Annotated in this window: 16 protein-coding genes, 16 tRNA genes, 2 rRNA genes and 1 pseudogene (1 of these 35 only partly in view); all 35 read right to left on the bottom strand. The window is 36.4% G+C overall.

Annotated elements, in window-relative coordinates:
- Window positions 1-62 precede the first annotated feature (62 nt).
- Complete coding sequence (locus DJ93_RS15665; protein ID WP_042981789.1) at window positions 63-764, bottom strand: response regulator; 702 nt, start codon at window positions 762-764, stop codon at window positions 63-65.
- Window positions 764-2,368 (bottom strand): ATP-binding protein, encoded by a 1,605-nt coding sequence (locus DJ93_RS15660; RefSeq protein WP_042981788.1) that lies wholly within the window; start codon window positions 2,366-2,368, stop codon window positions 764-766. Before DJ93_RS15660 ends, DJ93_RS15665 begins: the two co-directional genes overlap by 1 nt.
- Before the next feature lie 187 nt (window positions 2,369-2,555).
- Window positions 2,556-4,124, bottom strand: a complete 1,569-nt coding sequence (locus DJ93_RS15655; RefSeq protein ID WP_042981787.1) for a flotillin family protein — start codon at window positions 4,122-4,124, stop codon at window positions 2,556-2,558.
- A gap of 12 nt (window positions 4,125-4,136) precedes the next feature.
- Window positions 4,137-4,685 carry an NfeD family protein gene (locus tag DJ93_RS15650; RefSeq protein ID WP_042981785.1) on the bottom strand — a complete coding sequence of 183 codons (549 nt, stop codon included), beginning with the start codon at window positions 4,683-4,685 and terminating at the stop codon, window positions 4,137-4,139.
- Window positions 4,686-4,926: 241 nt separating this feature from the next.
- Window positions 4,927-7,824: a collagenase ColA gene (gene colA, locus DJ93_RS15645; protein WP_042981784.1), complete on the bottom strand. Its 2,898-nt coding sequence runs from the start codon at window positions 7,822-7,824 to the stop codon at window positions 4,927-4,929.
- A gap of 329 nt (window positions 7,825-8,153) precedes the next feature.
- Window positions 8,154-8,348 (bottom strand): annotated as a pseudogene (locus DJ93_RS33750) (hypothetical protein); the annotation flags it as partial.
- A gap of 132 nt (window positions 8,349-8,480) precedes the next feature.
- On the bottom strand, window positions 8,481-9,656 hold the full coding sequence (gene yhbH / locus DJ93_RS15635) for a sporulation protein YhbH (protein WP_042981781.1): 1,176 nt from the start codon (window positions 9,654-9,656) through the stop codon (window positions 8,481-8,483).
- Window positions 9,657-10,104: 448 nt separating this feature from the next.
- Complete coding sequence (locus DJ93_RS15630) at window positions 10,105-12,000, bottom strand: PrkA family serine protein kinase (RefSeq protein WP_042981780.1); 1,896 nt, start codon at window positions 11,998-12,000, stop codon at window positions 10,105-10,107.
- 382 nt (window positions 12,001-12,382) lie between these two features.
- Complete coding sequence (locus tag DJ93_RS15625) at window positions 12,383-14,455, bottom strand: sensor domain-containing protein (RefSeq protein ID WP_042981778.1); 2,073 nt, start codon at window positions 14,453-14,455, stop codon at window positions 12,383-12,385.
- Window positions 14,456-14,587: 132 nt separating this feature from the next.
- Window positions 14,588-15,076 carry a tRNA (uridine(34)/cytosine(34)/5-carboxymethylaminomethyluridine(34)-2'-O)-methyltransferase TrmL gene (gene trmL, locus DJ93_RS15620; protein WP_000538147.1) on the bottom strand — a complete coding sequence of 163 codons (489 nt, stop codon included), beginning with the start codon at window positions 15,074-15,076 and terminating at the stop codon, window positions 14,588-14,590.
- A gap of 58 nt (window positions 15,077-15,134) precedes the next feature.
- Window positions 15,135-16,022, bottom strand: a complete 888-nt coding sequence (locus DJ93_RS15615; RefSeq protein WP_042981777.1) for an amidase domain-containing protein — start codon at window positions 16,020-16,022, stop codon at window positions 15,135-15,137.
- A gap of 44 nt (window positions 16,023-16,066) precedes the next feature.
- Window positions 16,067-17,209 (bottom strand): tRNA epoxyqueuosine(34) reductase QueG, encoded by a 1,143-nt coding sequence (gene queG, locus DJ93_RS15610; RefSeq protein WP_042981776.1) that lies wholly within the window; start codon window positions 17,207-17,209, stop codon window positions 16,067-16,069.
- Window positions 17,210-17,409: 200 nt separating this feature from the next.
- Window positions 17,410-17,483, bottom strand: a tRNA-Gly gene (locus DJ93_RS15605).
- A 114-nt stretch (window positions 17,484-17,597) separates the two neighbouring features.
- Entirely contained in the window at window positions 17,598-18,251 is a 654-nt protein-coding gene (locus DJ93_RS15600; RefSeq protein ID WP_042981774.1) for a DsbA family protein, read from the bottom strand.
- Window positions 18,252-18,439: 188 nt separating this feature from the next.
- Entirely contained in the window at window positions 18,440-19,216 is a 777-nt protein-coding gene (locus DJ93_RS15595; RefSeq protein WP_042981773.1) for a transglycosylase domain-containing protein, read from the bottom strand.
- A gap of 438 nt (window positions 19,217-19,654) precedes the next feature.
- On the bottom strand, window positions 19,655-20,116 hold the full coding sequence (locus DJ93_RS15590; RefSeq protein ID WP_042981772.1) for an NUDIX hydrolase: 462 nt from the start codon (window positions 20,114-20,116) through the stop codon (window positions 19,655-19,657).
- A 133-nt stretch (window positions 20,117-20,249) separates the two neighbouring features.
- The gene (locus tag DJ93_RS15585; protein WP_042981771.1) at window positions 20,250-20,969 is read right to left on the bottom strand and encodes a YebC/PmpR family DNA-binding transcriptional regulator; all 720 of its coding nucleotides are present in this window, start codon (window positions 20,967-20,969) and stop codon (window positions 20,250-20,252) included.
- 292 nt (window positions 20,970-21,261) lie between these two features.
- Window positions 21,262-21,774 (bottom strand): DUF6241 domain-containing protein, encoded by a 513-nt coding sequence (locus tag DJ93_RS15580; RefSeq protein WP_241484286.1) that lies wholly within the window; start codon window positions 21,772-21,774, stop codon window positions 21,262-21,264.
- 154 nt (window positions 21,775-21,928) lie between these two features.
- Window positions 21,929-22,010: transfer RNA gene (locus tag DJ93_RS15575), tRNA-Leu, on the bottom strand.
- A gap of 9 nt (window positions 22,011-22,019) precedes the next feature.
- Window positions 22,020-22,090: transfer RNA gene (locus DJ93_RS15570), tRNA-Cys, on the bottom strand.
- 14 nt (window positions 22,091-22,104) lie between these two features.
- Window positions 22,105-22,179: transfer RNA gene (locus DJ93_RS15565), tRNA-Gly, on the bottom strand.
- A 5-nt stretch (window positions 22,180-22,184) separates the two neighbouring features.
- Window positions 22,185-22,259, bottom strand: a tRNA-Gln gene (locus DJ93_RS15560).
- Between the two features lie 64 nt (window positions 22,260-22,323).
- A tRNA-His gene (locus tag DJ93_RS15555) sits at window positions 22,324-22,399 on the bottom strand.
- A 12-nt stretch (window positions 22,400-22,411) separates the two neighbouring features.
- A tRNA-Trp gene (locus tag DJ93_RS15550) sits at window positions 22,412-22,485 on the bottom strand.
- A 7-nt stretch (window positions 22,486-22,492) separates the two neighbouring features.
- A tRNA-Tyr gene (locus DJ93_RS15545) sits at window positions 22,493-22,576 on the bottom strand.
- A 10-nt stretch (window positions 22,577-22,586) separates the two neighbouring features.
- Window positions 22,587-22,662, bottom strand: a tRNA-Thr gene (locus DJ93_RS15540).
- Between the two features lie 15 nt (window positions 22,663-22,677).
- A tRNA-Phe gene (locus DJ93_RS15535) sits at window positions 22,678-22,753 on the bottom strand.
- Window positions 22,754-22,763: 10 nt separating this feature from the next.
- A tRNA-Asp gene (locus tag DJ93_RS15530) sits at window positions 22,764-22,839 on the bottom strand.
- Window positions 22,840-22,842: 3 nt separating this feature from the next.
- A tRNA-Met gene (locus tag DJ93_RS15525) sits at window positions 22,843-22,919 on the bottom strand.
- 22 nt (window positions 22,920-22,941) lie between these two features.
- Window positions 22,942-23,017 (bottom strand) — tRNA-Val (locus DJ93_RS15520).
- Between the two features lie 5 nt (window positions 23,018-23,022).
- Window positions 23,023-23,097 (bottom strand) — tRNA-Glu (locus tag DJ93_RS15515).
- Window positions 23,098-23,116: 19 nt separating this feature from the next.
- Window positions 23,117-23,208 (bottom strand) — tRNA-Ser (locus DJ93_RS15510).
- A gap of 3 nt (window positions 23,209-23,211) precedes the next feature.
- Window positions 23,212-23,286, bottom strand: a tRNA-Asn gene (locus DJ93_RS15505).
- 8 nt (window positions 23,287-23,294) lie between these two features.
- Window positions 23,295-23,410, bottom strand: a 5S ribosomal RNA gene (gene rrf, locus DJ93_RS15500).
- Window positions 23,411-23,510: 100 nt separating this feature from the next.
- Window positions 23,511-25,069 (bottom strand): 23S ribosomal RNA (locus tag DJ93_RS15495); it runs 1,363 nt beyond the window's last position.

The following is a 25,069-nucleotide window of genomic DNA, read 5'->3' as shown; positions in this document are numbered from 1 at the left end:
AGTAGAGATAATAAAACCCTCTACTTGTCTTTTTATTTCATTCTTATAACAGTTCAATGGTTCTACTTCCCTGATAAAGATACTCTAAAATACCTTCTTTCGGGCCTCCCAACACTCCCGTATATAAGTTCTGCATGCACCTTCTTTTCAGAAATTAAATACTCTAAATATCGCCTTGCTGTTGAGCGGCTCACACCTATCGTTGCACTTAACATCTCTGCCGTAACCCCCTCTTCATTAACTGTTAGCATATGCTTTTTAATTTTCCTTAATGTTAGCGGGTCTATTCCTTTCGGAGCATACTCTATTTGATTAGCTTCCACACCTCTTTTAGACCATAAATTTTCAATTTGTTCTTGAGATAATTGAACATGTTGCTTTAATTGTTTTATCCCCTTCTGATAATTTTCTAAACTTGTTTTAAATCGATCAAAGGTAAGTGGCTTTACAATATAATCTGTTACTCCACCTCGTAATGCATGGCGTACAACATCTGTTTCTGATGCTGCTGTAATCATAATAATATCGGTATCATGCAAATTGTTCCTAATATATGTGACAAGTTCCGTTCCTTGCATATCAGGTAAATATACGTCCAATAAAACGAGCTGCGGCTTCACAAGCTCTAACCATTCCTTCGCTTGTTCCCCTGTCGTCGCAGTCCCAATTACTGTAAACCCACCGATTTTTTCCGTGAAACGACGATGAATTTCCGCAATACGAATGTCATCTTCTACAATTAATACTTCAATCCCCTCAACCATTACAATTCGCCTCTCTCTTTCGGTAATACAATTATAAATAACGCACCACCTAAATCCCCTTTTTCAATCGCAATACTTCCACTTAAATCTTCTACTCGCTCTTTTACTGTTGCTAATCCATATCCACGTTTTTCACCTTCTTTTGTCGAAAAACCTTTATTAAATATGTATGTAATTACTTCGTCATCAATCCCAATTCCTGAATCTTCTATTTCAATTACAATCTCTTCCCCAATATCTGTTACAAACATCCTAACTTTCTTTTCATGCTCTTGATTGTGTTCAATTGCTTCAAACGCATTCGTAATCAAGTTTCCTAAAATAGAAACGACATGATTGCTATCAATATGCGGACTTAACTTGTACAAACTACTTTCTCGGTCTAACATAAAATTAATTTTCAATTCCCGCGCCCTGTTGTAAAATCCAATCAATATTCCACCTAGCCACGGATTTTGAATACGTTTCATAATAAATTGAACAAACTCCTGATATACAGCAGTCTCTTTATGAATAAGCTCTAAAGCCTCTTCATATGACTCTAATTGAATAAGTCCTGAAAGCGTGTACAATAAATTGTTATATTCATGTGTTTGTGCCCGTAGTGCCTCTGTGTACTGCTTTGTTTGAGACAATTCCGCGGTTAGTTGATCCATTTCAGATTTCAAACGTAAACTAGATACAACTCCAGTTACTTTATTATTTACTTTAATAGGTAAACGATTGGCAATAACCGCTTTCCCCTTTATATTAAGTTGACGATCAAATTGCCCTTCGCCAGTTCGAAGCACTTCTAATATTGATGAGTTAGGAATAATGTTCAAAATAGGTTCTCCAATTATATTTTGCTGTTTTGCTAGAGACAGAATGTCATATGCTGCTTGATTTACTAAGCTAATAACTCCATCTTTGTCTATTACCATAATACCTTCACGTACAGATTGAATAACCGTACTATGTTCTTCATATAAAGAAGAAATCTCTTCAGGCTCCAGTCCAAACATCATTCTTTTTATACTTCGTGCCAAATATATAGAACCGATTATCCCAAATAATAAACCAACTATCGCAATCCAAGCTACACGTTTTCCATACACTTCTACAGCTTCATGAATATCATCCATTGAAAAACCAACAGATACAACTCCAATAATTTTGCCGTCTTGATTACGGATAGGTACTTTTCCACGCAATGAAGGTCCTAACGATCCGGTTGCTTTGGAAATATAAGATTTCCCTTCCAACAACACCCCTTTATTATCTCCTCCAATCATTGCTTCTCCAATTCTATCTCGCATAGGATGTGCATAACGAATACCTTCTTTATTACCAACGACAATAAAATCAGCATCTGTTTCTATTCGGATTTTTTCTGCGATTGGCTGAATAATAGAAGCTGGATTTTCTTTTTGAAAAGCTTCTTGAACCTCAGGTATAGTAGCAACTGTTTTCGCAACATGTAGCGCTCTTTTCCCAATTTGCTCCTCAATTGTTTCAGATAATATGTAGTAAAAAAGATAACTAGTTAACAAAAGAACAGCAAGAATGAGTATTCCAATTGTTAACGTAATTCTTGGTTGTAATTTTAATTTTTTTAGTTTCAAAATTATTCCCCTAACATTGACTAAACGAAAAAATATACAGTCTTTCTTTTCCGTTACCAATTTTCAGAATTATCTTCATGTACAATTAATCATACCATGGTTATCAAACTTGCAATACTGTAATACGTCGTATAAGGAAACAAATAAAAAGAACCTCTAATCAGATTACTAGAGGTTCCATTTAACGCTATTCTTTCTGCTCTTTGTTTTTATCGTTCTCTTCCACTACTTGCACTATAGGCTTTTCACTATTCAGCTGCTGCACTGCCCCTTTTCCAGCAAAGCCTTCTAATAGTTCTTTTAGATCAATACCAGAAGAAGCTTTTAATGTTTCTTGCATCGTTGCCATTAAATCAGTCGCATACCCTGCAACTTTTCCAGCGCCGCTATTCTTTCCACCGCCGCCTGTATCGACAACTGTAATTTTATCAATGTTGCTAAGTGGGCTTGCAACTTCTTTTGCATAACTTGGAAGCATTTTAAGAACCATATCCATAATTGCTGCTTGCCCATATAATTCAAATGCTTCTGCAATTTTTTGCTTCGCTTCGGCTTCCGCTAAACCTTTTAATCGAATAACATCCGCTTCTGCTGTACCTTGTGCTTTTTGTACTTCTGCTTTCGCTTGACCTTGCGCTTTTTCAATCTCCGCTTTCGCTAAACCTTCTACACGTACTTCTTCTGCACGCGCCCTTGCTTCTGCTTCAATCTTATATTGATCTGCATCTGCCTTTTTCATTTGTTTCACTTTTTCAGCTTCCGCTGATTGCTCAACAGCATAGCGATCTGCATCTGCCTTTTTCTTTACTTCTGCATCATATTGCTTTTCACGACGCGCAATCTCTTTTTCTTCTAATTCAATTTGCTTTTCACGCTCAATGATTTTAACGCGCATTTGCTCTTCAGTAACACCTTGTTGTGCTTTTGCTTGCTGTAATTCGTAAGAAAGATCCGCATCCGCACGTGCTTGTTCTTGCTCTCTCTTATAAGACTGTACTTTTAATTCTTTATGTTTTTCAGCTTCAGCGATTTGTGCATCGCGTTGATATTCAGCTTCTTTTGCTTCTTTCTCCGCACGTGCTTTTTCAATACGCGCTTCTTTTTCACGCTCTGCATTTGCAATTGTGGCATCACGCTTAACAGTTGCAATTTGCGGCTGACCAAGCGCATCTAAGTAACCATTCTTATCCATTATTTCTTTAATTGTAAAGGAAACGATACGAAGACCCATTTTCTTCAAATCTGTAGAAGCCACTTCATGTACCTTTTGAGCGAATTGCTCTCTATTACTATAAGCATCTTCTACTGTCATAGAAGATAAAATAGCACGTAGGTGCCCTTCCAAAACTTCCTTCGCTTCTACTTTTAACTCTTCTGTTTCTTTTCCTAAATATTGCTCAGCTGCTGTAGATACTTCTTCAATCGTAGAGCCTACTTTAATGATAGAAACACCGTTTACTGTAACTGGAACACCTTGTTTCGTATACGTATCACGTGTACCAACTTCTAACTTATAATTTAATAAGCTAAGAGGTTCTCCTCTTTGCATAATTGGCACAACAAAAGTACCACCACCGCGAATAATTTTAATCTTCTTTCCATCATCAGTAGTAACTACATTCTTTCCACCACCAAGCCAGTTCCCTGTTACAATTAATGCTTCGTCTGGGCCAACTGTACGATATTTCGTAATAAACACCAAAATAAGTAAAAGTAAGATTGCTAGTAAGACGCCACCGATAATTAATGGAACCATATAAATTCCCCCTTATAATTTTGGTTTTTTTAAAGAATAAGCGATGTTTTGTACAAGTAAAATACCATCTTGAACTCCCTCAATCATAACCTCAGTTCCTTGTAAAATATCTTTCTTTCCAATTGACTGAGCTGGTATCGCATTACTTCCAAATTGAGAAGATATTAATACTTCGCCCAAACCTTCTTTCGGGATTGTAATAATTACTTCGCCTCTGCATCCAATGAATTCATCCATACGTTGTACTGTATTTTGCTCAGCCTCTGCAATTGGTTTTAAAATCAATATTTTCATCGCAAAAACACCGATAAAAGATACAGCAAACGAAATACTAAAAATAACGATACTACTAAGAGAAAATAAATATTCTCCTATATAGCTAAAACCGCAGAGCATGGCGAAGAAGCTGAGTAGTAACGTTATGACAGATGTGGATCCACCCCCGAAGCTAAATATTGATTCAAATATATCTCCAAAAAAGATATAAATAACAGTAAGTATAGTAGCAACAATAAATCCATATAAATAAATTATTTCAAGTGGATAACCAAACACTATCATTTCTTATCCCCCTCTCTAAAACAACTCTTTATTATAAGTATACATCACCTCTTCTATAAATTCTTATCTTAATTTTCAGTTATTTAATCTTTAAAGAAAAACCTGTTCAACAGGCCTCTAAAAAAAAACAGGAGAAACCTATAGTGACAGGCTCCTCCTAGAAAATAACTGATATATTGTATATCTATATAATATACTATTTTCCACAAAAAGTAAAGTTAAACATACATTGGAAGGTCGTTTATTTTAGTGATAATGAGTATGCCCCATTGCCATTATCATATTTATATACGTATAAGTAATACTTACCTGGTTTTGCTTTTAATTGCCCTTTTATATAATTCCCATCATTTTGACCGTAAGTAGCATAATTTTGCATATCTGACTCATGACGAAGTACCCATGTCATCCCAATTCCATTTTCATTCATAACGGAAATATCTATATCTTTTGGAGATGCAATGTTAAATGTATACACATCGGTATGATCTCCATCAATAAGATTCCCTTTTATAAATGTATTTAAGGAAATGCGATTGGCTTCTTCCGGTCGATTATTTGGTTCTGATTCTGTTAAACCTTCTGCCCTTACTGTAACAGTTGTTTCAGTTTTGCTTTCTTTTCCTTTATCATCTTTTACAGTTAATGTTACTTTATAAGTTCCTTCTTTTTTATATGTATGAACTGGATTCATTTCTATGCTAGATGTTCCATCACCAAAATCCCATAAATAAGAAATGATTCTTCCGTCTTCATCTTTTGAACCATCACCTTTGAACTGAATTTCCTTATTTATAACTCCATCGTAAGGACCATTTACATTTACAATTGGAGCTTTATTTTCTCTATCATCTTTTGCAACGCCGTGGAAAACAATATCATATTCGAATTCATTGGATGCATTAACACGATAATTCACAAAGTACGCTGTAAAGGTTTTGTAGCCGCTCCATTCTTTTTTCGCTAACTGTTCTAAAGCATCATTTACTTGTTTACTCATCGCTTTCCAATCTGCTGATTCACCTTTTGTTACACTACCTGTATACGTACCTTCTAATGTAAATGTATTAAAAAACTGAGATGCATGTTTTGTTATTTTCGCATCTTGCATATGTAAAACATCACTAATCTCTCTCTTTACATCCTCTAAAGCTTTTGGTGCGTGTTCTACTAAATAATTGTCTGATACTTCTGGAACATTATACTTATCTTGATTATCAATTAACTGCTGCATATAAGCTTGATACTCTTTATTTAATTTTGGATCTTTGCTTAAAAATTCACGATACGCATCATAATTTTTCACATCATTCGCACGGATCAAATCTTGAATTTTATCAAATGTTTCAAATTGATGATTGTATAAATAAGATTGCAATGCGAACGAGTAATTATAGAAATCCCAAGAACCATATTTAGCAAATAATGTTCGCTCTGCTGTATAACGGTTCGCAGGGTCAGATGATAATCCACTAATTATACTTTTTCTTGGTACAACATTATTCGTACGTGTAGAGCCTGCGAAAAATTCCGCATTTCCTTCTTGGAACCAAGTTAACCTTTCGTTTTGATACATATCTCCTCTTCCAAATAAACCTGGAACCTCAAACCTTCCTTGAAGATAATGAGTAAACTCATGACGGAATAATTCTTCTAAACTATAAATACTTTGCTCTGGTGTACGCTCATATGTAAAGAAAGTACCTTTCTCTTCAATATAAATTCCACCATTGTTTGTTTCATATCCATACAGCTGTCTATTTAACTGGTATTCATCTGGAGTGTTATAAATCACTATTGTTAATACATCATCTGCATTACCTTGTTCTAAAGCTTTATCATTTCCGATTACACGATGATATTGTGCCTTTACTTCTTTTGCAGCCCAATATAATCTCTTAATTTTCTCTTCTGATACTTTATCACCCGTTTTAAATACAATAGAGCCATCATCAAATTTATACGTTTTCGGTAAATATTTCTCTTTCCCTTCTTCACGTATTTTCTCTAAATCTACCACATTTCCACTATAATCTTTCCCGTTATAATTTGTTGTAATTTGCTCCACTACAACAAAATATGCTTCACTTAAACGAGGATACGTATGCATCGCTTGCGTAACAACTTCTAGTCCTTTATTTGGATTACTATGAAACTTCCCTAAACGACTAGCAAAATAAATACCATTATTAATGAGCCAACTATTTTCTGGAGTTACTTGATTAAGGAGAGCAATACGACTAATCTCATTTATAAAACTATCTACTTTTCCATACCACATCGTTTCATTTGCTTCTTTACGAGTATCAAATAAGTAAGATTGCATATCATAATCGATACCTTGCATAATATCGTATACAACTTGCCCCTTCATACGATCGTTTACGTAAGTATTAAAATGATCGTTATACTGTTTTAAAATATTTGCTGCGTATTGTACCGTTTCAACATCACTTGAAGCATTACTAATTAGTTTACCGTAAGCCGATACTACTTGATCTTGTTCATTTGTACCAAGCTTAAAGTTAGGATTTTTCGCAATCGCTTTTAGTGCCGGTAAGCATTTATCTTGAAAGCTTCTCTCATTCAAATAACTTAGTTCTTTATTATAATATCCAACGTAAAACGCAGAACGGATTACTTCTACAAATGTTTGAATTCCTTTTGTATCATCTTTCGTAAATGTACTACCTCTTACGGCTAACTCATCAATAATAACTTGCATTCTCTCTTTATTTTGATAAAATGCTTTCGTATCTTGATTAAATTTGAATAAATCTGTAATTTGATCCCAACGAACATTCGCTAACGTATGAATTAATTCCTCATAACTCATCCCGTTCAATTCTGCCATAGAATAATTTTGCTTCAATTGCCTTGCTTCTGCACGTTTCATAACGGGAGCTGGACGCTGTGAAAAGTCTCCTACTTTTAAACGTTTCTCAAATGACAATGTTTCATCTACTTTTGTAGCATGTACGATTTCATCTGCTGAAGTTTCTATCCCTATCGGTTTTGTTCTGAGCACATTATAAGGCGTTTCTTCTTCCGCTGCTACTTGTGTTTGGATGCTCCCAAACGACAATGCTATTGTACTCATACCAAGCATGAATTGATTAAGCCTTGATTTCTTTTTCATATCATTTCCTCCTAGATATATATTCCAATCAAGAAATTAACATATTATCTTGATAAAATGATATAAAATGCAATATTTCATATTATTTTTGTATGCATTCTGAACATATAGTGAACTACCTTTTTTGCATATATACCCAATTTTAAAAAGCAGTTCCTAATATTTCACCGGACTATTACTACTAAAATACAATTTATCAGCTGAAGTAAAAAGAAGGTGGAATTCTATGATATGAAAAGAAAATTGTGTATTTTATATATCCCTCTTGCTTACACCTAAGCTTTACTAAACGCGGGATTAGTTCCAACTCTTATTTATATGTTTTGGTTTGCTGTCTTTGGTTCTTCAATTATTTTATCTTTATATGCCTTAATAACAGCATCATACGTACCATTTTCTAAAGTATGCCTAGCTTTATTCGCCTCAATTGCTACTGCTGCTAACGCTGGTGTAGCAGTAGCAGCAAACGGAAGTGATAATGCAGCTGCTCCTAAAAGTGTATTTATATGTTTTCTTTTTTCAATTTAACATCTCCTCCACTATATATTATTCAATTAAAATATAAAAAACTTTACGTTTAAATACAGAAATAATTTCCATTATCATTGTCAATCTTAATTGTATGTATAACAAAAAAATAACCCCTTCAAAAGGGGTTATGCCATTTTCTCTCCTGATTCTTCTCTAAAAAAGCTCTTCATAGCATGAAATACATCTGCTTTTTGTTTTAAAATATAGTATCGGAAGTTTTCATCTTTAATATTTTTATATGCTGACATGAGTGTACTGTGGCGGTTATACTGATTCACTTCCCCATACCCAAACATATTACACTTCTTCATCAACTCTTCGACAAGCTTTACGCATCTAACATTATCTGATGTTAAATTATCACCATCTGAAAAGTGGAATGGATAAATATTATAGCGGTCTGGTGAATATTTATTATCGATAAGTTCAAGTGCCTTTTTGTATACGGAAGAGCATATCGTCCCACCACTCTCACCTTTTGAGAAAAATTCTTCTTCTGTTACGACTTTTGCTTCTGTATGATGTGCAATAAACTCTATGTCTACTGTTTCATACTTTGTTCGCAAAAATCTTGTCATCCAGAAAAAGAAGCTACGTGCCATATATTTCTCCCACATCCCCATCGATCCACTCGTATCCATCATTGCTAACACAACCGCTTTTGAATCTGGCTTTAACACTTCATTCCAAGTACGGAACTTTAAATCTTCTTGATGAATTGGATGGAAAGATGCTTTCCCACGCATTGCATTTCGTTTATACGCCGATATCATCGTTCGTTTCTTATCAATATTTCCCCATAATCCGGTTTTTCTAATGTCATTAAATTCAATGTGTTCAATCCGATTTTCATCCATTTCTTTTCTCTTTAAATTAGGTAACTCTAATTCTTTAAAGAATGCTTGCTCTAATTCTAAAATAGATACTTCAGCTTCATAATAATCTTCACCAGCTGTATCTCCTGCACCTTGCCCTTTACCTGGGCCTTTCTGCTTTTGGCCACCTGATCCATCTCTCGCAACGACATCGCCAACTTTACTATCACCATTTCCTTGCCCAACGTGTTTATTTTTATCATAATTGTATCTAATCTTATATTCATCTAAAGAACGAATTGGTATTTTCACAACATCCCTGCCATTAGACATAACGATACTTTCTTCTGTTACAAGGTCTGGTAAATTATTTTTAATTGCCTCTTGCACCTTCTCTTGATGGCGTTGTTGGTCGTCATATCCTTTGCGATGGAGGGACCAGTTTTCCTGTGAAATCGTATAGTTTGGTTGATTCTCTTCGCCCATTTCTTTCCCTCCTTACTAAAATTGTCTTCTTTCGTGAACAGTAGTCTATACATTTTGTTTTATAATGTACAAACTAGGGTATTTGAAAAGTAACCGTTCATCGAAACTTATCCCATAAACATACAGACCAGTTTTCACAAAATACTCCGAGCACCTTAAACAAAATTTTGCCACTCACATAATAGAAAGAAACGTTCAGCCGTTGATAAGAAAGAAACACAATGCATTGTTGCACACATTTTCACTTTGCAACATATGGTATTGTGTTGGCTTTTTTGTATGAATGGTTGGTTACTCTATCATATGCATATTGTAAAAATAATTGACAATAAATTCAGGGAATTGTATCTTAATTTATTATATTTGGACAAGCACTGACATTTTATGCAAATACAAAAGGATAATAAAACGCTGTCCCGAAAATAAGAGACAGCGTTTTATTATCAAACTATCGATTTAATAAACTACCCACATAGCGTAACAATTCATTCGCTGACGAAGAATTGTAGCCGTGTTCATCAATAAGGCGTGCGACAACATCATTAATTTTCTTAAGCTGGTTTTCGTCTGGTGTTTTCGTTGATGTTGTAATTTTTACAACATCCTTCAAATCAGCAAATAGCTTTTTCTGAATCGCCTCACGGAGACGTTCATGCGAATTGTAATCGAAACGTTTTCCTTTACGCGCATAGGCAGAAATGCGAATTAAAATTTCTTCCCGGAATGCTTTCTTAGCATTTTCCGAAATTCCAATTTGCTCTTCAATAGAGCGCATAAGTTTTTCATCTGGACTCATTTCTTCACCTGTTAATGGATCACGTAATTTCGATTTATTGCAATATGCTTCAACATTATCTAAGTAATTATCCATAAGTGTCTTAGCTGACTCCTCATACGAATAAACAAATGCTTTTTGTACTTCTTTTTTAGCAATTTCATCGTATTCTTTTCTCGCTAATGAAATGAAATTCATATAGCGATCTCGGTCTTCATTACTAATAGATGGATGCTGATCTAATCCGTCCTTTAAAGAACGCAATACATCGAGTGCATTAATAGACGGCACTTCTTTACGAATAATTGTAGAAGAAATTCGGTTAATGACATAACGAGGGTCAATACCGCTCATTCCTTCATCTTGATATTCACGTTGCAATTCTTCCACGTCAATCGCATTATAACCCTCTACCATTTCACCATCATATAAACGCATCTTTTTAATTAAATCAATATCTGGACGCTTCGGATCTTTTAAACGAGTTAGAATTGTAAACATTGCTGCAACGCGAAGTGTATGTGGTGCAATATGCACATTCGATACATCACTTTCACGAATCATTTTCTCATAAATATGTTCTTCTTCACTGACCCGTAAATTATATGGGACTGGCATTACAATAATTCTTGAGTGCAATGCTTCATTTTTCTTATTCGCTATGAAGGAACGATACTCTGTTTCATTCGTATGCGCTACAATTAATTCATCTGCTGAAATAAGCGCAAATCTTCCTGCTTTAAAATTCCCCTCTTGCGTAAGAGATAATAAGTGCCATAAAAATTTCTCATCACATTTTAACATCTCTTGGAATTCCATCATCCCACGGTTTGCCTTATTCAATTCTCCATCAAATCGATAAGCACGTGGATCTGATTCTGAACCATATTCTGCGATTGTAGAGAAATCAAGACTACCTGTTAAGTCAGCAATATCTTGTGACTTTGGATCTGAAGGACTGAATGTACCAATCCCTGTCCGGCGATCTTCAGAGAAGAAAATGCGCTCTACGATTACATCTTCAATTCGCCCACCGTATTCTTGCTCTAAGCGCATGACATTTAATGGTGACAAGTTCCCTTCAATTCTTACCCCATACTCTTCAAAGAAATCATCTCGTAAATGATGAGGAATCAAATGTAAAGGATCTTCATGCATCGGGCAACCTTTTATCGCAAAAATAGCGCCACGATCTGTACGAGAGTATGTTTCTAATCCTCTTTTCAACATAGTAACTAACGTTGATTTCCCACCACTAACAGGTCCCATTAATAATAAAATCCGCTTTCTAACATCTAATCGCTTTGCAGACGGATGAAAATATTCTTCAACAAGACGCTCTAATGCATCCTCTAATCCAAATAGCTGATTACTAAAGAAGTTATATTTTCTTCTTCCATCAACTTCTTCAATTCCGGCATCTTTTATCATATTGTAAATGCGAGAGTGTGCTGTTTGAGCCACCCATGGTCTTTCTTTCACAAGCTCCAAATACTCCGCAAACGTACCTTCCCATTGTAAACGTTCTTCTGCTGCTCGATGCTGCTCAATCTTTTTTAGAATATCCATTATAGCTCCTCCCCCATCTCCTTGTTCAATCGGATTATTATAAAAGGTATGCGAGGATGTCCTTAAACATTCTTTAAATCCAAACGAAATATATAACACTCATTGTAAAATCTAAAGAAAATTCTGTATAATAAAGGTATTAAAGGTTTCAACACGTTATTCATCCTAATATAAATCTTTTCTCTGCCTCCATAGAACTTACATAAGTTTCAATTAATAAAGTGAAAAATTAAGGAGGATGTATCATGAAATTATTGTTGATTTTAGGTGTTTCACTCACGTTTCTTACGGCAATTTTTACATCTGGCTATAACGATAAACCAGGTACAAATAAAAAGTGAGGTGCTTCAGCACCTCACTTTTCTTTTTGTATTCTATAAAATCATTTAAAATATATACTCTCTACATCACATATCGATAATGGGCGATTAAAATAGTACCCTTGTGCTAAAAATACATTTTTCTCTTTTAAATATTGGACTTGTTCTGCCGTTTCGATACCTTCGGCAATTACATTCAATCCTAAAGTATGAGCTAGATGAATAATAGCTGCTGTAATATTTGCATCACGTTCATCCCTATGTAAATCCTCCATAAAAGAACGATCAATTTTTAATGTATCAATTGGATACGTTTTTAAATAGCTTAAAGATGAGTATCCTGTCCCAAAGTCATCTAAATGAATTTTCAAATTTTTCTCTTTTAGTTGAAGCAATACTCTTTTGGAGAAATCTTTATGCATAAGAGCACCTTCTGTAACTTCTATTACCAATAAATGAGATGGTACATTATACTTCTTTAAAGCTCTTGTAATCATTTCTATTAATGTGACAGAGCGAAAATGTTTAGCTGAAATATTAACTCCGATAGGTACAACCTCATATCCTTTATCCAACCATTCACGTATTTGTTTACAAACTTGATTCATCACCCACTCATCAAGCTTTACGATAAAGCCTGTTCTTTCTGCAAGCGGTATAAATTTATCTGGAATAACATAACCTAAATCCTTATTTTCCCATCGTATTAAAGCCTCCATACTAGCCATCTTTTCTGTCTTAATATTAATTTGTGGCTGATAACATAAGAAAAATTCTTTTTTTTCTAATGCACGATGCAACTGATTTTCTATTATAAATTGCTGTTCTCGTTCATTATTTAACCCATTACAATAAAATTGATAATTTCCTTTTCCTTTTTCTTTCGCCTTTTCTAATGCACCATCAACACAGCGAAATAACGTTTTTTCATCTATTCCATCTTCTGGAGCCATTACAATCCCAACTGATGCGCTTAAATAGACATCCTCTTTTTCAATGACGAAATGCCTACTAATTTTTTTTAATACCATTTGTACAATTTCTTCTACTTGTTCTTTTGTTATATTTTCTATTAAGATAACAAATTGATCATCATGTTCCCTAAACAGATGCATATTTTCCACATGTAAATCTCTTAAACAATTTGTAATCCTTTTTAATACTTGATCACCTTCTTTATGACCAAATGTATCATTTATAAGACGAAACTCATCTAAATCTATAAAAACAAATGCAAATTTCTTATTTTCATTTAAAAGTTCGTTTAATTTATTTGTACATGAAATTCGATTCATTAATCCTGTCAGTTGATCATAATACGCTAAATACTCCGTTTTCATTTCGTTTAATACTTCTTTTGTAACGTCTCTCGTAATAATATATACTCCGATAATTTCATCATTCACGATAATCGGAATAGCTTTCATAGAAACATAGAGCTCATATCCATCTTTATGAACGTACTTCTTTGCAACGATTTGTCTCGTTTTCCCCTGCAACGTCTCGTTAAATATGCTTCGAAAAGATTTCTCATACTTCTTATTGATATATTGAAAAACAGATTGAGTTGTTAATTCTTGGTGCCGATATCCAAAAATTTCGTGCGTCGCTGGATTTGCATACATAATTTCCCCAAAAGAATCCAGAGATATAATCGAATCATCATTGTATTCTAATAATGATTTAAATAACATTTGCTTGTGCTCTATTTCATTTCTTTCCTCTACTTGTGCTGTAATATCTCTTGTGATACAAATAATAAACTGGCATATATGATCTGTATCGTATATCGGATTTAATGAAGATTCATAATATAAGATTTCATCTGTCGGCAAAGTTATTACATCTCGAAATATGTGCGATTTTCCGTTTTTCATAACCGTTACATATTGTTCTTGCAATATCCTCGCTATATCTAAAGGCAATACTTCGTTAAAACTTTTACCGTAACAACTTTCATCTAATCTGGCATAATTCATTCCTCTCTCATTTATATATACATACTCAAATGTTTGATTTGGATTCACTTTCATAATGTATACTAAATCTTGAATAGCATGTAATAGCCCCTGTTGTATCAAATTCATATCTATCATACTTAAAAAGGTCTTTTGATTGTTACATTGTTCTCTCATATTGATCTCAACCCGTCTTATCTCTTTTATTTTTCTTCATATATCTCATTCTATATGAATATGCAGACTTTTTAAAATGTATGAGTACATATTTATTTTTATATAAAGAAAAAAGCCGTCAAATGACGACTTTTAATAAACGATTTCTAAATCTAGACCTGGATAATTTTGCTGACGGAAAGCTTCATAAATTAAAATTGCCGCTGTATTGGATAAGTTTAATGAACGGACTTTATCCGTCATTGGAATGCGTAAACAATGGTCGAAGTTTTCTTCGATTACATTAGCTGGCAATCCATTTGTTTCTCTTCCAAATACGAAATAATAATCTTTCTCACGTTTGCTATAATCAAACGCTGTATGAGCTTTCTCACCATACTTCGTTAAATAGAAGAATTCGCCATCTTTATTTTTCTCATAAAACTCTTCAATTGAATCATAATACGTAATTTTTACGTGCTGCCAATAATCTAATCCTGCACGTTTTAACATTTTATCGTCCGTTGAAAATCCAAGCGGTCTAATTAAATGTAACTCTGTTCCAGTTGCTGCACAAGTACGTGCAATATTCCCTGTATTTGCTGGAATTTCTGGTTGATATAAAACAACATGTACTCCCACGCGATATTCACCTCAATTTTTTGTCTACTACGTATTATACCACTTGAACGAAAAATCTCTACCCATTAATAATATGAAAGAACTTATATTTCATTTGTGGTGTATATTTACTAGAATCTTCATAATTCCAATAACGACGACGACTATTAGCCGAGTGTGCATTTACAAGTGGCATACCATCCGCGTCTTTTGCTACAACAATCGTTGTATGATTCCACCTGCCATCATCCTCGAAATCGTAAGCAATTACATCTCCAAGAATTAGGTCTTCTGGCTTTTCTACCGCTTCTGCTCGAAGTCCAACTGTAGCCCCCGACAAATACCAATAAAAAGAATGTGCCACTGCCCAACTCCAACTCCATTGGTTTTCCCTTTGCCACCATCCTTTACGAATATTAGGATATCCATTCATCGGTACTTCTCCTGTGTGAAGACATTGCGAAATAAAATTTGTACAATTATCAGGGAAGTTACGATACGCGGGATTTCGATCATCCCACCAGCGTTCTGCATATTTAACCGCTTCTAAACGGTTATATTGATACGCACCATACTTCTCTTTCGTCCCTTCCCGTTCCATCGTTTCACCAATTGCCACTTCTTCTCGCACTTCAATAGCATAATCATCTATTATACGGTTATCTTTTAAACAAACGCGTCGTTTTAATTGTTCCTCTTCAATATAAAATAATTCTCTGTGCTTAATTAAATATTTAAAATGTAATTGATAATCAACTTCTTGATAATCACTACTATTCAATTGCCTAATGAAAGAAATATCTGCAGTTGCCTTAACTATGTCCGCACTACGTTTTTGAAACAAATGTTTCTTCCTCTGTACCATTTGTAATAAATCTTCAGATATACCATCTACGTCTGTTCGTTTTTCTGTTATAACCGCTAAAATTTGTTGTACTTGTTTCTCAATATTCACTTTTACAGCCATTCAGTCTCCCTCCCATATTACAATATGAAAAAGGGAAATATTATCTACTCTTTTTTCTGTGCTAACAATTCAAGTCCACGATTCATTTCATGAAGAACCTCTTCATCTTTCTCACGTTCCATCGCTTTTTCAATAGCTTCGCCTACGCCCTCTCCACCAATTTTCCCAAGTGCCCATGCTGCTGTCCCGCGGATTACTGGTCTTGGGTCACCTTTCATAACACCGATTAAATCAGGAATTGCCGCTGTTTCTTTAAAATGTGCAAGTGCTAAAATAGCATTTCGTTGTAACGGTTTTTTTCCTCTCCACGAACCAGACATGAGCCCATACTTCTCTTTAAAATCACGATTACTAATTGTTAAAAGTGGTGTTAATAACGGTTTAACTAGCTCAGGATCCGGCTCCATTTCAGGATGATTATGAAAATCCATTCCTTTATTTTTCGGACAAACCGTCTGACATGTATCACATCCATATATACGGTTTCCAATTTTATCTCGATATTCTTCAGGCAGAAATCCTTTTGTTTGTGTTAAAAATGCGATACATTTCTTTGAATCTAACTGCCCCCCCTGTATTAAAGCACCCGTCGGGCAAATATCAATACATTTTGTACAACTTCCGCATTGATCTTCTATCGGCTGATCAGGAGGAAATGGTACATTCGTAATCATTTCACCTAAGTATACATAAGAGCCAAATTCAGGCGTAATAATAGAACAATTTTTACCACTCCAACCGATACCGGCACGCTCTGAAACAGCACGGTCACTCAGTTCACCTGTATCTACCATTGATTTCACTTCTATATCTGGAAGCTTTTCAATTAAATATGCCTCCAATTTCTGCAAACGATCTCGCAAAACAAGGTGATAATCTTGTCCCCAAGAAGCACGACAAAAGATTCCTCGTCGTTCTCCTCGTTTACTTAATGGTGCATTTTTTAATTTTGATGGATATGCTAGTGCAATCGCAATGATTGATTTCGCTCCAGGTAATAACAACTGTGGATTTGTTCTTTTCTCAATATCTGGTTCTTCAAATCCAGACTGATAATTTAATTGTTGTTGCTGAATTAAACGCTGCTTTAGTTCTTCAAACGGTGATGCACTTGCAAAACCTATTTTATCTATGCCAATCGTTTTACTATACGCTATTACATCTTGTTTTAACTGTTCAAAATCCATGCTTAACCGCCTCCTCCGATGAATACATACCCTTATTTAACGAATATGTTGGTTAGCAATTCACTTCGGAATCATTTTCTTTATTTCTATTTTCACATAAAATTAACGTTTCCAAACATTAAAAAACGCAATGCCTCGTTTATCTTAGAAACGAAACACTGCGTTGATCACAATTTATTAGAAAAATATTAAATAATATCTGGAGCGGGTGAAGAGAATCGAACTCTCGACCAGAGCTTGGAAGGCTCTTGTTTTACCACTAAACTACACCCGCAAATATGAAAAACATATAAGATATTGAAATAACTTATGTAAAGTAGTATAGCATGTAAAAAAAGTCGAAGCAAGAATTTTATCGAAAAAAGTCGAAAAAGTGATGAAATACTCATCACTTTTTCAATTCTTTATCAATTGCCTTCTTCATACTATCGAAATCAGGGTTTGCAAGATTTCCATTTATATATACTGAAGGTGCACCTTGAACTTTTAATTTTTGAGCGCGGTCTGAATCTTTACGTACTTTCTCTTGCATCTCTTTACTATGTAAATCTTTTTTGAATTGTTCTACATTAATTTTCGGTAACTTCTCTTTCACGATGTTAAGAAGTAACTCTTCTGTAATCCATTCTTCACTATCTTTCTTTTGTCTTTGATAAATTTCATCATAGAAAACCCAGAAAGAATCTTTATCTTGTTTATAGATCGCTTCACCAGCAGCAGCACCTAAATCAGAATCTTTTCCGATAAACGGGAAGTTAATGAAATATAACTGTACTTTCCCCTTATCGATATATTCTTCTTTTAATCGTGGTAATACTGTTGCATCCCAAGTTCGACAAGCTGGACATTTAAAGTCTCCAAATTCCACAACTTTAACAGGAGCATCCTCTTTACCTAAAGATTGTTGTGTAGAATAAGCAAACATCTCATTCCCTTTATCTTTTTTGTCATTTATGATGCTGTAAACAATTGTCCCGATTACAATTAATACTGCGATAGAAAAAACAATACCAAGAGCCATGATTTTGTTTGATGATTTCATATACATTCCTCTTTAAATTCATATTCTGTATACATTGTTGTACACATTACACATAATATCAATACTTATATAGGTCACGCAATGAACACGCTCACATAAATTCCAAAAACGCAATAAATGTGACAATATTGTGTCTCTGATTGTCATATTTTATTCACAAAAAAAGAAGCCCTTGCATAGGACTCCTTTTAACTTACCGCTTTTTCACGTGCTGCTTTTTGCATAGAGTGCTCTGTTTTAATAACATGGCGTATAACTAATTTCTCACTTACAGCTTGCACATATTCGTCATGATTAATATAGCCCTCTTTCTCCATTAACTTTAAAACGACATTCCGTCTCTCCACTGCTTTATCATAATTTTGTGCAGGTGAATAATAAGCAGGTGCTTTTACTACAGCAGCCATCATAGCACTCTCACTCAATGTTAGTTGATTCACCTTTTTACCAAAGTATAAATTTGCTGCTTTTTCGATCCCCCACGCACCTTCGCCATAATAAATATTGCTCACATACAGTTTTAAAATTTCATCTTTAGTAAATGTGCGTTCAATTTTTTTCGTATAAAAAATTTCTTTCCACTTACGAGAAAATGTACGTTCATTAGATAGAAAAGCATTTTTTGAAAGCTGTTGTGAAATTGTACTTCCGCCTTGTACAACACCACCAGCCTTTATATTTTCAATAGAAGCTCGAATAATCGCTATATAGTCTAAACCGTTATGATGATAAAACCTTTTATCTTCTGTCGCAATAAATGCGTGTGTTAATGATTCTGGCACCTCTAATTTAGCAGGTACTTGTAGTTTACTAATATCACTTCGTTCAATCATTACATTTCCAATAAACAATAAAGTACAACTTAATAATAATAATAAAATAATGGCTTTATAAAGAAATTTTGTAATTGGATTCAATGCAACTTTTTGATGATAGTTTACTCTAGATAATACTTTTTCCTTCATCTTAAACACCTCTTTTCCACACAGCATATATAACTCTTAAGTTAAGAATACCTTTTTATAAAACAATATCCCATCGATTTCTCTTACACATACCTTACAATGTTGTAAGCTATTTCACTCTATAACTAGATAAAAAATATATTGTATCACAACATACTTTAGTCTCCTATTTATATGCACTGTCAAATACAGCCATTTATCTTTTATTATATCATCTACGATTTTACATTTTTTTGGACATCTAGAAAACTTATTTTATACAATGGTATCACCATTATACAGAACAAACGTTCTTTAAATCAACACTATCTTTTAAATTCCATTTCAAAAGAACTAAACTCCTTTAATAGTTTGTCCTTCATCCACACATATTAGACCACTATGCTTACACATAAAAAAGGTTAGTGGTTTGAGATACTTTCAAACCACTAACCTTTTTTATAATCTCCCTATTAGTTCATAAGGCTTTACTTTCCATGTTTCATATGGAACGAACTGATTTGCTTTCATCGCATCAAGCGTTCTTGATTTCATATGTGGGCGTGTTATATACTCATCGATATTCTCCTCACTTAATGCTACGAATTTTGCATCCTGTATTTCCTCAGGTTGAATTTTTATTTTCCCACTCACATATGCGACCTTAAAAACAACTGACAAAATATGCATTGAAGCATTATAATAAACGCCTGTAATACCGATAGGCCTTACGGTTAAACCGGTTTCCTCTAGCACTTCTCTGCATACCGCTTGGTCTAAAGCTTCTCCCTCTTCTACTTGTCCTCCTGGCATTTCCCACGTATCTGCTCTCCAATGAACTTTCGTTAAGAGAACCTCATTATTTTCATTTGTTAAATAACCAGAAACAGCAACAATGTGTTTCGGTGTTTTATGTTCCATATCATTTCCTCCAAGGAATATTCCTATCATTTAAAATGCAATATATAAGAATATTCCCTAAAGATTCTAAAACACCTTTAGGTTTTATAAAAAAAAGACCCTCTTCGTTAAACGAAAAGGTCTTCTTCCTTCGTTATTCACCTAAATCTACGTTGTGGTAAACTTGCTGTACATCTTCTAAATCTTCTAATGCATCAATCATTTTTTCGAATTGTGTTTGTACATCTTCAGGAAGTGTTACATCACTTTGTGCAAGCATTGTTAATTCTGCAACTGTAAATTCTTCAATCCCTGCATCTTTAAGTGCAGATTGTACTGAATGGAATTGATCAGGCTCAGCATACACGATAACAGAATCTTCTTCCTCTAAAATATCACGTGCATCTACATCTGCTTCCATTAAGATTTCCAGAACTTCATCTGATGTTTTTCCTTCCAGACCGATAACAGCTGTCGCATCAAACATGTAAGCTACAGAGCCGTTTACGCCCATGTTACCACTGTTTTTACTAAATGCAGCTCGTACATCTGCTGCAGTACGGTTTACGTTATTTGTAAGTGTATCTACAATTACCATAGATCCATTTGGTCCAAATCCTTCATAACGAAGCTCGTCATAATTTTCTTCTGAACCACCTTTTGCTTTTTCAATCGCACGATCAATAATCGTTCTCGGCACATTATATGTTTTAGCACGCTCTAACACGACTCTCAGCGCTTGATTTGATTCTGGATCTGGCTCGCCTTGTTTTGCTGCCACATAAATTTCACGTCCAAATTTCGCGTATATACGGCTTGTATTTGCATCTTTTGATGCTTTTTTGTCTTTAATATTGTTCCATTTACGGCCCATACTGTTCCACTCTCTTTCCCGTTTTAAATCTACATAAAAAATATTAATATGAAATACAATGTTTATTCAACACTTTTTAAAAATAAATGTAAAAAGTTCATTATTGATTCATATTACCGACATAATATAATCAATCTCATTTTGTTCATTCAACAAATTATATTATACATGAATTTCCTAATTCATTACGAGTTTAACACTCAAATAACACCTTTTAACAAAATAAAAAACTTCCTACATGGAAGTTTTTTATTTTTCTTTATTTCCGTTCGGGAAGATCTCCAAGATTATTTCATGCTCTAGTAACTTCATCACCAAACTTAGTTAATACGAAGTACTCTTCTTCCACTGCATCTATTACACCTGTTGCTTTACTATCTTTATCCTCTTGAAATTCCCGTAAATAGTTATGGTCATCTATAATTTTACTAAAATCCCGATCAATCCATCGTCCGGCAATTACCAAGAGCTCTGCTTTCTTTTCAAAGTCATTATAATTAATAATATCTCTAATTTTTTCTGCATTCTTTTTTGCCATCGGAATCGCACCAAACTTTTGAGCTGCCTTTACTTTTTGATGAGTCATGCTATGCATTGCTGAAATAACTTCTCGCTCCGAAGAATCGTTAGTGATGTAAAGTCTTTCACTAACTATTTTTGTTTCTGCACCATTTGTGTCATCTTTTTTCGGTACCTCTGCATAAGTATGTTTCCCATCTACAGAGTCATCTGTAGCCTTTAATATTCCATAAGTTAACACGACTGTGAGTGTCACTAGACTTATAATAGTGCCTAGCCAGTACATGATTTTCTTCATATTCACTTCCCCTATCTTACATACATTTCAATACTTAAAAATAGTATAGAAAAACAGGATTCATATGAAATATTAGGTATTTCAAGAAAAAGAAAAAAGACTCTAACAATAATTGTTAGAGTCTTTTTATCACATTACATGATACCGATGGTCGGGGTCGAACCGACACTCCCGAAGGAACACGATTTTGAGTCGTGCGCGTCTGCCAATTCCGCCACATCGGCACAATAGAAAGGCGGCAACCGGATTCGAACCGGTGGTAAAGGTTTTGCAGACCTCTGCCTTACCACTTGGCTATGCCGCCATATTAAATTTAAATGGAGCGGAAGACGGGATTCGAACCCGCGACCCCAACCTTGGCAAGGTTGTATTCTACCACTGAACTACTTCCGCAAAAATGGCTGGGCTAGCTGGATTCGAACCAGCGCATGACGGAGTCAAAGTCCGTTGCCTTACCGCTTGGCTATAGCCCATCGAAGTTTTACTTAATTATATGTAAGTATCCATTAATTTATTTGTAATTTTAAAAAATAAAAATGGGGCGACTGATGGGAATCGAACCCACGAATGCCGGAGCCACAATCCGGTGCGTTAACCACTTCGCCACAACCGCCATGTTGTGTTTTGGCAGGGGCAGTAGGAATCGAACCCACACTGGAGGTTTTGGAGACCTCAGTTCTACCTTTAAACTATGCCCCTATGTAAATGGTGGAGGGGGGCAGATTCGAACTGCCGAACCCGAAGGAGCGGATTTACAGTCCGCCGCGTTTAGCCACTTCGCTACCCCTCCGAAACTTACATGGTGCCGGCTAGAGGACTTGAACCCCCAACCTACTGATTACAAGTCAGTTGCTCTACCAATTGAGCTAAGCCGGCGTATTTAGTTGAAAATGGTGGCTCGGGACGGAATCGAACCGCCGACACGAGGATTTTCAGTCCTCTGCTCTACCGACTGAGCTACCGAGCCTTATTAAAAATGGCGGTCCCGACCGGGGTCGAACCGGCGATCTCCTGCGTGACAGGCAGGCATGTTAACCACTACACCACGGGACCATTTGGTTGCGGGGACAGGATTTGAACCTGCGACCTTCGGGTTATGAGCCCGACGAGCTACCAGACTGCTCCACCCCGCGACGATATTATTCATATTTTATATGGTGGAGGATGACGGGATCGAACCGCCGACCCCCTGCTTGTAAGGCAGGTGCTCTCCCAGCTGAGCTAATCCTCCAAAAGTGGTGACCCGTACGGGATTCGAACCCGTGTTACCGCCGTGAAAGGGCGGTGTCTTAACCACTTGACCAACGGGCCAAAATTACTAATTTCCTAATGGCGGAGAGCAAGGGATTCGAACCCTTGATACGCTTATGACGTATACACGATTTCCAATCGTGCTCCTTCGACCAACTCGGACAGCTCTCCACATGGCTCCGCAGGTAGGAATCGAACCTACGACCGATCGGTTAACAGCCGATAGCTCTACCGCTGAGCTACTGCGGAATAATATTGCCTGGCAACGTCCTACTCTCACAGGGACAAGGTCCCAACTACCATCGGCGCTAGAGAGCTTAACTTCCGTGTTCGGTATGGGAACGGGTGTGACCTCTCTGCCATCATTACCAGACATTATTTATTTGAGACAATCATTATTATATCTTATTCACTTGAAAAGTCAACAAGTTTTTATATTCTCTCAAAACTAGATAACACTTGCTTCATATTATATGGTTAAGTCCTCGATCTATTAGTATTCGTCAGCTCCACATGTCACCATGCTTCCACCTCGAACCTATCAACCTGATCATCTTTCAGGGATCTTACTAGCTTACGCTATGGGAAATCTCATCTTGAGGGGGGCTTCATGCTTAGATGCTTTCAGCACTTATCCCTTCCGCACATAGCTACCCAGCTATGCCCTTGGCAGAACAACTGGTACACCAGCGGTGCGTCCATCCCGGTCCTCTCGTACTAAGGACAGCTCCTCTCAAATTTCCTACGCCCACGACGGATAGGGACCGAACTGTCTCACGACGTTCTGAACCCAGCTCGCGTACCGCTTTAATGGGCGAACAGCCCAACCCTTGGGACCGACTACAGCCCCAGGATGCGATGAGCCGACATCGAGGTGCCAAACCTCCCCGTCGATGTGGACTCTTGGGGGAGATAAGCCTGTTATCCCCGGGGTAGCTTTTATCCGTTGAGCGATGGCCCTTCCATGCGGAACCACCGGATCACTAAGCCCGACTTTCGTCCCTGCTCGACTTGTAGGTCTCGCAGTCAAGCTCCCTTATGCCTTTGCACTCTACGAATGATTTCCAACCATTCTGAGGGAACCTTTGGGCGCCTCCGTTACACTTTAGGAGGCGACCGCCCCAGTCAAACTGCCCACCTGACACTGTCTCCCGGGTCGATAAGACCCGTAGGTTAGAATTTCAATACAGTCAGGGCGGTATCCCACCAGCGCCTCCACCGAAGCTAGCGCTCCGGTTTCAAAGGCTCCCGCCTATCCTGTACAAATTGTACCAAAATTCAATATCAGGCTACAGTAAAGCTCCACGGGGTCTTTCCGTCCTGTCGCGGGTAACCTGCATCTTCACAGGTACTATAATTTCACCGAGTCTCTGGTTGAGACAGTGCCCAAATCGTTACACCTTTCGTGCGGGTCGGAACTTACCCGACAAGGAATTTCGCTACCTTAGGACCGTTATAGTTACGGCCGCCGTTTACTGGGGCTTCAGTTCAGAGCTTCGCTTACGCTAACCCCTCTCCTTAACCTTCCAGCACCGGGCAGGTGTCAGCCCCTATACTTCGCCTTACGGCTTCGCAGAGACCTGTGTTTTTGCTAAACAGTCGCTTGGGCCTATTCACTGCGGCTTTCCGTTAAGAAAGCACCCCTTCTCCCGAAGTTACGGGGTCATTTTGCCGAGTTCCTTAACCAGAGTTCTCTCGCACACCTTAGGATTCTCTCCTCGCCTACCTGTGTCGGTTTGCGGTACAGGCACCTTTTATCTCGCTAGAAGCTTTTCTTGGCAGCGGGGAATCAAAGACTTCGCTCCATAAGGAGCTTCCCCATCACAGCTCAGCCTTCACGATAAGCGGATTTGCCTACTTATCAGCCTAACTGCTTGGACGTGCACAACCAATCGCACGCTTCTTCTATCCTTCTGCGTCCCTCCATTGCTCAAACGATAAAGAGGTGGTACAGGAATATCAACCTGTTGTCCATCGCCTACGCCTGTCGGCCTCGGCTTAGGTCCTGACTAACCCTGAGCGGACGAGCCTT

This window comes from Bacillus clarus, assembly GCF_000746925.1.
Classification (GTDB): domain Bacteria; phylum Bacillota; class Bacilli; order Bacillales; family Bacillaceae_G; genus Bacillus_A; species Bacillus_A clarus.
This window is presented reverse-complemented; position numbering and strand designations above follow the sequence as displayed.